General features: G+C 58.6%; 7 protein-coding genes. 5 read left to right on the top strand and 2 right to left on the bottom strand.

All coding sequences use genetic code 11. The annotated features are described in order from the left end of the window. The first annotated feature begins 30 nt into the window (after positions 1-30). Both ACKUTP_RS08320 and ACKUTP_RS08315 read left to right on the top strand, forming a co-directional pair. On the top strand, positions 31-1,035 hold the full coding sequence (locus ACKUTP_RS08320) for a helix-turn-helix transcriptional regulator (RefSeq protein ID WP_409064063.1): 1,005 nt from the start codon (positions 31-33) through the stop codon (positions 1,033-1,035). Between the two features lie 155 nt (positions 1,036-1,190). Further along, entirely contained in the window at positions 1,191-5,576 is a 4,386-nt protein-coding gene (locus ACKUTP_RS08315) for a hypothetical protein (RefSeq protein WP_409064062.1), read from the top strand. Positions 5,577-5,666: 90 nt separating this feature from the next. On the opposite strand, the gene ACKUTP_RS08310 is transcribed toward ACKUTP_RS08315, so the two are convergent. Both ACKUTP_RS08310 and ACKUTP_RS08305 read right to left on the bottom strand, forming a co-directional pair. Then, complete coding sequence (locus ACKUTP_RS08310; RefSeq protein WP_409064061.1) at positions 5,667-6,251, bottom strand: hypothetical protein; 585 nt, start codon at positions 6,249-6,251, stop codon at positions 5,667-5,669. A 9-nt stretch (positions 6,252-6,260) separates the two neighbouring features. Further along, positions 6,261-6,491, bottom strand: a complete 231-nt coding sequence (locus tag ACKUTP_RS08305) for a helix-turn-helix transcriptional regulator (protein WP_409064060.1) — start codon at positions 6,489-6,491, stop codon at positions 6,261-6,263. Between the two features lie 319 nt (positions 6,492-6,810). On the opposite strand from ACKUTP_RS08305, the gene ACKUTP_RS08300 reads away from it, so the two are divergent. The 3 genes from ACKUTP_RS08300 (at position 6,811) to ACKUTP_RS08290 (ending at position 12,406) form a co-directional block, all read left to right on the top strand. Next, positions 6,811-8,808 (top strand): type IIA DNA topoisomerase subunit B, encoded by a 1,998-nt coding sequence (locus ACKUTP_RS08300; protein ID WP_409064059.1) that lies wholly within the window; start codon positions 6,811-6,813, stop codon positions 8,806-8,808. Positions 8,809-8,853: 45 nt separating this feature from the next. Then, positions 8,854-11,094 (top strand): DNA gyrase subunit A, encoded by a 2,241-nt coding sequence (locus ACKUTP_RS08295; protein ID WP_409064058.1) that lies wholly within the window; start codon positions 8,854-8,856, stop codon positions 11,092-11,094. A gap of 217 nt (positions 11,095-11,311) precedes the next feature. Then, entirely contained in the window at positions 11,312-12,406 is a 1,095-nt protein-coding gene (locus tag ACKUTP_RS08290; protein WP_161160552.1) for an ATP-binding protein, read from the top strand. The last annotated feature ends 99 nt before the right edge of the window (positions 12,407-12,505 follow it).

Below are 12,505 nucleotides of genomic sequence, written 5' to 3'. Positions count from 1 at the left end.
CTATTGTTGCCAGCTGTTGGGAGATGGAAGATGGACTGCGATGGCTACCCACGCGTTCCCATGCCGTTGATGTGCACCGCCTTTGTGCCGGGGCAGATTGACGCTGCGGTTGCAGGCATTTCCGACCCCGATTCGCGCGCCATCGCCACGGCAGAAGCGCTGTACTTTCGCGGACAGGCCGCCCTCGCTGCCGAGACAGCACGCCCCTATCTTGACGCCACCGATCCCGCACTGCGCTATTCCGCATGCTTTATCTGCGGATACGCCAGTCTGTCGCTCAACCGTATCGCCGATGCCCGCCGTTGCCTTGCGGGCATCCTCGATACACCGGCCGACGAGGAATCGCCCGCCGTCCACGCCACGCATATCCTGTTCGCCTCCGCCGCGAGCGTCCTGCTGCACTTGCCTTCCCCGTATTCTGCCGAAGAGTTTTATCCACTTGCGGCGCATCTGCCCGAAGGCCTGCGCCTGTTCGCCAGTTACGTGATGGCGCATGCCCTGTACCTGCGCGGCGAATATGGCCGCAGTCTGGGCATGGCGGAAAACGCCCTGATCATGAAACAAGGGAGCTATCCGATCTCGGAACTGTTCCTGCACCTGGCAGCTTCCATGGCATGCATGAGCCTCAAGGACATCGACGCCGCAAAAACGCACTTCGGAGTTGCTTGGAACATTGCGCGTCCCGACGGCCTTATCGAGCTCATTGGCGAGCATCACGGCCTTTTACAGGGGCTTATCGAGGCATGCCTAAAAACGCAATACCCTGACGACTTCGCGCGCATCATCGAGATCACGTACCGCTTCAGCTACGGCTGGCGGCGCATCCACAACCCCGATTCGGGCGAGGACGTTGCCGACGATCTAACGACCACGGAATTCACCATGGCCATGCTCGCCTGTCGTGGGTGGACCAACGCCGAAATCGCACGCCATATGGGAGTATCGCCGGGCACCGTCAAAAACCGCCTATCCGGCGTATACGCAAAACTTGGCATCGGCACACGCGCCGAGCTGGTCGCGCATATGTTACGTTAGCGACCGGACTACCAAGCGCATCGAACGCGTTCCGGAACCCGGCGCTTCGCTCGATCAATTTGGACATTTTGACCCTTGAACGGCACTACCGCCACGGGGCGCCTTCTCGCAAAATTGGATTATTTCCACCGATACCTGCGGGATGGGAGCCAAAGATGCTTGATCGCCGTTCGTTACTTGTTGCCGGAGCGTCCTCGCTGGCGAGCATTATGTTGCCGCGCGTGCCGGGAAGCGCAAACGCCTTCATATTGCCGTTCGCCCCCGCCGAGGCATACGCCGACGAAGATGATCCCTTCAAGGTCTTGGTGCTCTCGCGCACCATGTTTGGTGTGGTCGTGGTCGACGTCGCCAACAAGAATACGCCCATCACGGGGGCCCAGGTCACGCTCACATCGCGCTATGCCGCAGGCAAGCAGCTCACCGCCACTACCGACGACGAGGGTACGGCCATCTTTGAGGTCGCCCCTCTTTCGGAAGGCTACGTGGACGAGGCAACGCTTCTCGACGCGTACGACTTTAACGGCGGCATCTCCATTAGCATGGCGGGCTACCGTGATGTCGAGATTCCCCTTGCGCGTATTCAGGGCGGCACCGCCATAACCACGCCCACGCGTCCGCTTTCCGACGGCGAGCCGTACTTTCGACAGCTCACGTTCAACGAATGGGACATCCAGTACGCCGATGCTACGTTCATGGCATTGCCGAAGGACGACACAGCAAACGAGCAGCCCGATACGCACGCCTTTACCGTGCAGGCACATCTGCCACAGGGTGGACAGGCAACGCTGCGCATCAACAAAGTGACGCCCGCCGCGGGCAGTTCACCCGAAACCGTCACGCAGATTGGCCAAGTCAAGGCCAGCGCATCGGGTTCGGACAATCTGGCGACGTTCACACTCGAAGACAAGTTCCTCGATGCAGCGTCGAGCCTTCTGGAAGAAGGATGCAAGCTGCGCTTTGTCCTCGACTACCAGGGCAAAACCTACACGCTCTCCTCCCCCATGGCCGTTGCTACCGCGCCGGCGGCAAAGGCGGAATCCGGATCGACCACTATCGTCCCCACCACCATGGACCAAGAGATCACTCCGTTTGATTTCCCCGCAGCGTTTCCCGGCATCGGCGGCAATAAGTTCACGTGTTGGATGCCCACATTTCCGATTCTCTTCGATTTCTCGTTTGCTGGATACGTGCTGTTCGGCGGAGGATACAAACCAGCCAGCTATATGAACGATTCGGGCAACCCTGATCCGGAATACTGGAAGAAATCGCCGCGCGAGTCGGGCGCCAAGCAGGCAAACCGCTACCTCGACGAGATGGAGGGGAAGTGGAATCAGTACAAAAGTATGAGTGCCGGTTCGGGCACCGATTCAAGAAACACCAAGCTCCTTCGCCACCATTGCACGCCGCTGTTCACGATGGATATCGCCACGCAGCTGTACGGCTCGCTCGCCTACGATTGGGTGGGCAAAACCTGGGGTAACAACAACGACCCCGCATACGGCAATATTAAGGCGCTCTTTCAAGTAAGAACCGACCTCAATTGGACCGAGCAGTTTACCCTAGGACCGGTGCCGTTTTTCCTAAACGTCAACCCCTGGGTGCTGGCGAAGCTGGCGCTCGCCGTGGGTGCCCACACGCACGGCAGCGGCGCGGCGTTTTTCAAGAACATTTCGCTCGACTATTCCAACACGTCGGGCTCGTTCACCATCCAGATCGGGCTTGCCGTCACCTTTGGCGCCGGTGTTGCAGGCGTCGCTTCGTCTGCCGTGCGCGGCGCCGCATCCCTCACGCTGTTCATTGGGTACGAGAAGACAGATGGACACCAGCTTCCGCGACTGCGCGTAGGTGCAGACGTCGATGTCGATGTGATACTCCAGTTCGTAATGTTCAAGTGGACCACCAAGGCTTGGTCGGGGTCGTGGCCCACACTCATCGATTCGTGGAATATGTCGGTGAACAATGGCGACCAGTATGTGCTCCAGCGCTCTGAGCTCGCATTGGGTGGAGATACGCCTTATACGCTGGATGCCCGCTTCGGCTCGGCCGGCAACATTGAGGCGGGCGGCGTGCCGCAATTTATCGCATCGGCCACCATCGTCACCAACGCCGAGCTGCTCGCACGCGCCGAGGTTAAAGCCACTGCAAGGAATGTCGCGCCTACCGTACGCGATTGGGACCGGTCGGTCACGCGCATTGAGCTCGAGGCGGATGTAGAAAGCGACGACACGGGACAGATCGAGCACTTCGTCCACGCACTGATGGAAAACGACGAAAACGCCGCGCCGATGTATGAGTACACCTACATCGGTCAGGCAACGAACGCCGTTGCGGACCCCAACGCCAATTCTGCCGGCGTGTCGGAGGACGAGCGTGGCGGCATCAAACCCTCGAGCGACAACGTGCTGTTTGCTGGCGTGCTCAGCGAAGCCCACATGAAGCTGGCGATGATCGCCGGCGTGGAGTGCTTGTTCCGTATCGCTTCGGTGCGCTACGGCGACAATGGTCGCTCGCGCCTGGTGGTGCACACAAAGACAAACGGCACGTGGTCCGCCCCCACGCCCGTGGACTTTCCCCTTGGGTTTGGCGAGGGCGACGTGGAGCGCGACAGCATATACGATTACGACTTCGACGTAGTGGAATATACGGACGGAAGAGGAAACCAGGACGCCTACGTGCTGCTGGTCTCGGGCGAGCGCCCCGCCGGCGACGACACCCTTTTCGATATGGCAAGCACAGCCGGCATACTGTCCGTTGTGCGCCTGCGCATAAGCAACGGCGGAGTTCGCGTGGTGTCGCATACGTCATGGCGCAGCATTTCGCGCGGCCGCCTGCAAGAGGATGGCTACCATTGTCTGCAGTGCCCGCGTATCACGGTGGGCAAGACGCTGGTCGACGGGCGTCTGTCGGGCGCCTACCTCCACCGCCGCGGAATCACCGCAGAAAAGGCGCTCGGCAGCGAGGCTGAGGTTGTGCTGGAGTGCTTTACCCTGTGGTCGGACGTTTCGGGCGATAGCCTGACGTTCCGCCAAGTTCTCCGCTTTCCGCAAGCACCGTCGAGTATCGAGCTGGGTGAGCCCGAGAATATCAACGGCAAAATGGTGGTGCCCGTTGCATACGAGACCGCAAACGGTTGCGGCTGTGCATCGTACGCCGTGATCGGCCAGTCTATCGCGGGCTGGGGCGTTATGCCGCCGGACGCCGCGGTGCCCCGTGCGGTGCCATGGCCGCAGCACACGGGCTTTTTGGCCACCGTCAACGAACAACTGCAGCATATTACTTGGACGCGAGGCGCATCGGCATTTGCAACGCAGCCCGTGGGTGCCGCAGGCTGTGGCCCGGCATCGTTTAGCGTAAGCAACAACGGCAGGTGCGTGCTCTATGTAGAGAACACCGATGGCAAGGTGGGACAAACCTACGACGAAGAAGGCAACCCGGTAGCAGTGATGGGTAAGCACTTCCGCATCTTCGCCAGCACCTTGGCAGGCGATCTGTTCACGGAGCCGTTCGTGATGTGCGAGCTGGACCATCCCGTCGATCAGATAACGACATTTTTGACGTCGGGAGGCATGCTCTCCGCGCTCGCCACGCACATTGTGAGCGCGGAGAAGAGCGAGGCAGAGCTACACGGCATCGAAGTGCCCTTGGTGGCGTGTGCCACTCCGACGGGCGCCGTTGCTACCTCGGGCGCGGTGGTGCCCGGAGCAGCAGGCGAATCCTTCATGGTCACGGTGCGAAACGACGGCAACACCTTGCTGACCGCCGGCACGATCGATCTGTACCGAGAGGGCTCCAGCCAGCCGTTCTCCAGCGCATCCATCGGATTCGGAGTGAAAGCACGCATGGCTTCAATCTACGATCCAGAGCTTGCCGAGGACGCTTCGGCCAACGACATGGCACACGTGAAGTACGCGCTCGAGACGCTGGGCGCACGTTTTGCAACGCACCCGCTGGTAGCCGACAACGGCAACGCCGTGCTGGCACCGGGTTGCACGGCACAGTTCCGTATGAGCTTCGCCATCCCCGAGAGTTGGAGCGACGAAGTGGGCAAACGCGTAACGCTGTATGCGAAGGCGCGTAATCTGGTGGCGCTCGATCCCGTAACGCTCGAGGAAATTCGACCGGGCGCAAACTCGGCGCTGGGTGCCGTACTGCACGAGCTTCATGTGCCCGACGCGGCATGCGAACGCTCAGAAGTTCAGGTCGGCGTATGCGACAGCGCGGATACGACAGGACTTCACGACGCCCCGATGACGGCGGACGGCAGTGGCGGCTCGAGTGGCGGCGGTACTGACAAGGGCGGCGGCTCCGGCGGAAGCAGCTCAGGTGGCGGCAGTGGCTCTGGCAGCGGCAAGGATCACGGCAATAACAAGCGCTCCGGAAAAGCGGGCGCGCTTGCGGGCACGGGCGATGCCAACGCTCCCCTAACCGCAGCCGCAGCAGCACTCGCCGCGGCTGGCGCCGGCCTCGTCGCCTACAGCACCCGCCGCACGGCGCTCGAAACCGACACCGCCAATGAGGCCAATTCGGATAGACCTCGCTAGCCCCTAGTTACTTTTGTGAGAGACGCCGACTCGGCTCATCGAACATCAAAAAGGGCTGGTTCTGGATACCCAGAGCCGGCCCATTACGCATTAGATATCGTCAGTGGAGTCGAGTTCTGTCTCGAGCTTGGCACGGCGTCTTTTCGCCGTGAAAAACGTTGCGCACAGGGCAGCAAACGTGGCCGCGGAAATCGTCGCACCGCAGAACACGCCCGTGGCCAGGTTCGCCAACCAAAAGACGCTTTCGAGCGGTACGATCTGCGCCTCAGCGATACAGCGCATTGCGGCAATAACAAGCGCGAACGCGGCGCCGCTAAGACCGCTGACAAGCAGGAAATATCCAACAGGAAGATGCTCGGTTTGCCCAAAACGATTGGTATCGACATAGCCCTTCCGCGTTTGCAGTCCTGCGCAAATCAACATCACGAGAACGAGCCACAAATACATGGCCGCCTCAAACGGCGTTGCAAAGCCATGCGGCATTTCACTGGCGTCGCTGTGAACCCACGCAACCTGTCGAGCTATAAACTGGTAGAAAAAGATCATCAACATGCCAAACGAAAGCAGCACGAAACCAATCTTGTAGATCTTCGCGCTCTCAGCCTCCAGGCGCTCATCCTTTGGACCGGCATATTCACGCCACTTTTGCACGAGTTTTAAATCTTCAAATTTCATAGCGAACTCCTAAAGAGCGTCAGGGCCGACGTCGCTCTCGTCTTCCCAAAACAAGTCGTTCAACGTAACGCGTAGCGCTTTACAGATTGCCACGCACAAATTGAGCGTGGGGTTGTAGCCGCCCGCCTCGATCAGGCCGATGGTCTGGCGCGTAACGCCCACGGCCTCGGCCAAGTCAGCTTGCGAAAGGCCAACCGCCGCGCGCGCCGCCTTCATGCGTAGGTTCTTTTTGCCCGGCATGGAGTTCCTTTCGTAGTAATGGACAGATATCCGTTGCAATATGACACATATATATTGCATCTATCAGCCAATGTCAACTATATCTGTCATTACGGAAACCATATCCGCCATCGCTATGCGGACATAGCAATTTCGATTCGCTATTCAAACTTACTCGGAAAGAGCCGACTCGGTTTTGTCCGAGTAAGCTCTTTTCAGCCTAAGCTCGAACGATTGTTCGATGGATTTCGTGTTGGGTGGAATCGTCTGTGGGCTGGGCTATGCTACCTTGACTATCTATATGACTTAAACGCAGCAAAGGAGCACCGAGAGAGCGAGTATGGCAAAAAACACCGCAAACTATGGTAACGACAGTATCCGCCAGCTCAAGGACGAGGAGCGCGTACGCCTGCGCCCCGCCGTTATCTTTGGCTCGGACGGACTCGACGGCTGCGCGCATGCTGCCTTCGAGATCCTGTCCAACGCCGTTGACGAGGCGCGCCAGGGCTACGGCAAGCTCATCACCCTTACCGCCTTTCGCGATGGCTCTATCCAGGTAGAGGACAATGGCCGCGGCTGCCCGCTCGACTGGAACCCCTCCGAGAAGCGCTTTAACTGGGAGCTCGTCTTTTGCGAGCTCTACGCCGGCGGCAAATACAACAACAACCAGGGCGGCGACTACGACTTCTCGCTCGGTACCAACGGCCTAGGCTCGTGCGCGACCCAGTACGCCTCCGAATACATGGACGTCACGGTTTGGCGCGACGGCAACAAGTACTCCCTGCACTTTAAGAAAGGCAAGGTGGTCGGCGCCAAAAAGAAGGCACTCGAGATTGAGCCCAGCAATGAGGACCGTACCGGCACCACCATCAAGTGGCGTCCCGATCTTGAGGTCTTTACCTCGATCAGCATTCCCCACGAGTGGTATCGCGAGACCATGCGCCGCCAGGCCGTGGTCAACGCCAACGTGACCTTCCGTCTGCGCATCGAGGGCGACGATGGCGAGTTTTCCGAAGAGGACTTTTGCTACCCCAAGGGCATCGAGGACTATGTGCTCGAGAAGGTCGGTGCCGACTACCTCACCGAGCCTTTCTTTATCGAGGCCGACCGCCGCGGTCGCGACCGCGAGGACCTGCCCGACTACAACGTGAAGATTACCGCATGCATGTGCTTCTCGCGCACCTTCATGATGCAGGAGTACTACCACAACTCGTCATGGCTCGAGAACGGCGGTTCGCCCGAGAAGGCCGCCCGCAGCGCTCTGACCAGTGCCATCGATGCTTACATTAAGCAACAGGGCAAGTACAACAAAAACGAGAGCGGCATCAAATGGCAGGACGTCCAGGACTGCCTGGTGCTGGTGACCAACTGTTTCTCCACCCAAACGTCCTACGAAAACCAGACCAAGAAGGCCATCAATAACCGCTTTATCCAGCAGGCTATGACGGCCTTCTTTAAGGAGCGCCTTTCGACCTACTTGATCGAGAACAAAGACGCCGCCAACAAGATCATGGAGCAGGTGCTCATCAACAAGCGCTCGCGCGAGAACGCCGAAAAGACGCGCCAGAGCATCAAGACCAACCTGCAGCAGAAGACCGACATGGCCAACCGCGTGCAGAAGTTCATCGACTGCCGCTCCAAGGACAAGAGCCGCCGCGAGATCTACATCGTAGAGGGCGACTCGGCAGCAGGTGCCATTCGCACCTCGCGCGATGCCGAGTTCCAGGGTGTTATGCCCGTCCGCGGCAAGATCCTCAACTGCTTGAAGGAGGACTATCCGCGCATCTTTAAGTCCGACATCATCATGGACCTCATGCGCGTGCTGGGCTGCGGCGTGGAGATCAAAGACAAGCGTATCAAGAACCTGGGCGCCTTTGACCTGGACAACCTCAACTGGAACAAAGTCATCATCTGTACGGACGCCGACGTCGACGGTTATCACATCCGTACGCTCGTGCTCACCATGCTCTACCGCCTGGTGCCCACGCTTATCGACGAGGGTTACGTGTATATCGCCGAATCGCCGCTCTACGAGATCAACTGCAAAGAGAAGACCTACTTTGCCTACACCGAGCTCGAGAAGAACGGCATCCTCAAGGAGATTGGCGACCAGAAGTGCTCCATCAACCGCTCCAAGGGTCTTGGTGAGAACGATCCGGACATGATGTGGCTCACCACCATGAACCCCGAGACGCGTCGTCTGATCAAGGTGGAGCCCGAGGACGTCACCAAGATGGAAACCATGTTCAACCTGTTGCTGGGCAACGACGAGGCGGGCCGCAAGCGCCATATCTCGGAGCACGGCAAGGAATACCTGGACCAGTTGGACCTGCAGTAGCAGCAAATCGATAACGACGGCCCTTAAGAAGTTCAAGAGGATATCGTGGCAAAGAAGAAGACGAAGAACCAGCCAAAGAAAAAGCAGGTCAACGCCGAGAACGTCATCGGCCTGCACTCCGAGGTCACCGACCAGCCGATCACGCAGACGCTCGAGGTCAACTATATGCCCTACGCCATGAGCGTCAACGTCTCGCGTGCGTTCCCCGAGATCGACGGCTTTAAGCCCTCGCACCGCAAGCTGCTCTACACCATGTACAAGATGGGTCTGCTCAAGGGCGAGCGCCAGAAGAGCGCCAACATCGTGGGCCAGACCATGAAGCTCAACCCGCACGGCGACGCCGCGATCTACGAGACGATGGTGCGCCTGGCGACGGGCAACGAAGCGCTACTCGCGCCGTTCGTTGAGTCGAAGGGCAACTTTGGCAAGTATTATTCGGGCGACCTGAGCTACGCCGCCTCGCGTTACACCGAGGCCAAGCTCTCCCCCATCAGCGCCGAGATCTTCAAGGACATCGACAAGGACCCGGTCGACTTCGTCGACAGTTACGACGGCGCCATGAAGGAGCCGCGCCTGCTGCCCACCACGTTCCCCAACATCCTTGTCTCGGCCAATAAGGGCATCGGCGTCGCCATGGCGTCTGACATCTGTGGTTTCAACCTCAACGAGGTCTGCACCGCCACCATGCACTACCTGCAGGATCCCGACTGCGATCTGCTCGAGTACATGCCCATGCCCGACTTCTCGACCGGCGGCGAGATCATCTACCGCCGCGAGGAGATGGAGAAGATCGTCGAGACCGGCCTGGGCAGCTTCCAGATTCGCTCCCGCTGGCGCTGGATTCCCGAAGAGCGCATCATCGAGGTCTACGAGATTCCCTACACCACCAAGACCGATGTCATCATCGAGCGCATCGTCAAGCTCTCCAAAGAGGGCAAGGTCAAGGAGATCGCTGACATCCGCGACGAAACCGACCTCTCGGGCTTGCGCATCGCCATCGACCTTAAGCGCGGTGTCGACCCCGACAAGCTCATGGCCAAGCTCTATCGCTCGACCACGCTGCAGGATTCGTTCTCGTGCAACTTCAACGTGCTGGTCGATGGTTACCCTCGCGTTATGGGCGTGCGCCAGATCCTGCACGAGTGGGTCAAGTGGCGCATTCAGTCCACGCGCCGCCGCATTAACTTTGACCTGGGCAAAAAGTCCGAGCGCCTGCACCTGCTGCACGGCCTCGAGGCCATCTTGCTCGACATCGACAAGGCCATCGCCATCATCCGCGGCACCAAACTCGAGGCCGAGGTCGTACCCAACCTTATGAAGGGTTTCGATATCGACGAGACCCAGGCCGAGTTTGTTGCCGAGCTCAAGCTCCGCAACATCAACGAGGAGTACATCCTCAACCGCACCAAGGACATCGCTAAGCTCGAGGGCGAGATTGCCGAGCTTGAGGAGATTCTCTCGAGCGAGGAGAACATCAAGAAGGTCATCAGCGACGAGCTGGCCGCGGTCAACAAGAAATATGTGATGCCGCGCCGCACGGGTAGGATCGAGCCCCATGAGGTTATCGAGGTAAGCTTGGAGCCCGAGGTCGAGGAGTACCCGGTCACCATCATGCTCTCGCGCGAGGGCTACCTTAAGAAGATGACGGACCGCGTGCTCAAGAAGGCGACCACGCTTAAGTACAAGGACGGCGACAAACCCTTTATCGAGTTCCCGTCCTCCAACACCCACGAGCTGCTGGTCTTTACCAGCAAGAGCCAGGTGTACAAGTGCAAGGTTGCGGCGTTTGAGGATACCAAGTCGGCACAGCTGGGCTCATACCTGCCGACTGACCTTGAGATGGAACCCGACGAGAGTGTCATCTGGGTCATCGACCCCGAGGACTACAAGGCCGACGTGCTGTTCGTCTTTGAGAACGGCCGCGTGGTGCGCGTCGCACTTGCCGGATACGTCACCAAGACCAACCGCAAGCGCCTTAAGAACGCCATCTACGGTGGCAGCAAGCTGCTGTATGCCCAGGTGCTCAAGGAAGATCGCGACATCGCGCTGGTCTCGAGCGACTACCGCCTGATGAATTTCAACACGTCGCTGCTCAAGACCAAGACGACCACCAACACGCAGGGCGTCCAGGCCTTTACGGCCAAGAAGGGCCGCTCGGTCACCACCGTCGGCACGACCGAGGAGATTCTTGGCGCCGGCGTCTCGGCCGAGAAGTTCACCGCGCAGAGTCTGCCCTCCGCCGGTGCCCTCATGAAAGAAAACGACATGCCGAGTTTGTTTGACTAGGACGACGGCAGAACCGCCATAAGCTCTCAAAACGGCGGGGCCCGGAGCGCAGCAACATCGCGCTCCGGGCCCCGCTCGTTGCAACGTAGTCGGAATAATAGAACTCCCCGTTTTTCACTCCTGCAATCCCACGGCACAAGGCATGTTAAGCCATTAGCAAAACTTGCAAAAATTAGCAAAACTTGCAAAAATTAGCAAAACTTGCAAAGGAGCCACCATGGAGTACAGCAAGAACCCCTTTACCCCGACGTTCGGAAGCGTCCCTCCCTTTCTAGCGGGTCGCGAGCATATTCTGCGTGACATCAACCGTGGCTTTATCAACGGCCCGGGAGATCCCAACCTGTCGACCATTTTTACGGGCGCAAGGGGAACGGGCAAGACGGCGCTTCTCTCGCTCCTTTCAGAAACGGCGCTTGAACACGGCTGGATCGCAGCAAATGTCTCCGCCATGCCAGGCATGCTCGAAGATATTATCGAGCGAACCAAAGAAGCCGCAGATAGCTACCTCTCACAGCCTCACGCGCGCATAAACGGTGTTCAAATTGGCCCAGTGGGCATCGATTGGACATATGCTCAAGAGGCTCAGGGCAACTGGCGCACGCGCATGAATGGCATCTTTAAGCAACTCGAAAAACATGACATCGGACTTCTCATCACCATCGATGAAGTCACCGTCGATCTCGAAGAAATGCTTCAATTTGCCTCTGTTTACCAGCACTTTGTACGCGAAGGTAAAAAAGTTGCCCTACTCATGGCAGGACTGCCCTACAAAGTATCGGCGTTGCTGCGTAACGATTCCGTCTCGTTCCTCAGGCGTTCCCAATATCATCAGTTGGGACGAATCACTGACGTTGAAATTGCAAACGCATTCCGCAAAACCGTTGAGGCCGGAGGCCGCTCAATCACGCCAGAAGCGCTCGAGGATGCCGTGAAGGCCGTCGACGGATTTCCCTATATGATGCAGCTCGTCGGATATCGCACATGGGATGTTTCGGAGAACTCGCCCAAAATCAGTGCACCTGATGTACAGCAGGGCTCTCTGCTTGCCCGCATGGAGCTGCGCGATCGAATTCTCGAAACGACCTATCGGGAGCTTTCCGATAAAGACATTGAGTTTTTGCTCGCGATGCTGCCCGATTCTGGCCCCAGCAGGGTCTCGGAGATAGCCAAACGCATGGGCGTCGCCAGCAACTACGCAAGCCAATACAAACGCCGCCTCCTGGAGGACGGCGTCATTGGAGAGCGCGGGCGTGGTCTCGTTGGCTTTGACATTCCCGCGTTCAGGGAATTCTTGAACGAGAAGGCGTTTTAGCACGCCGGAATTGTCCGCGGAAGCATCAACGCATGGCAATCAGCATTCCTCTTGGTAAGGATAGCAAGCATTTTCCACCAACACCGATTGCCATGCGTT

It is taken from the genome of Collinsella sp. wc0529 (assembly GCF_046116875.1).
GTDB lineage: Bacteria > Actinomycetota > Coriobacteriia > Coriobacteriales > Coriobacteriaceae > Collinsella.
Note: the sequence above shows the minus strand (reverse complement) of the source record. Positions and strands in the feature narration are given on the sequence as shown.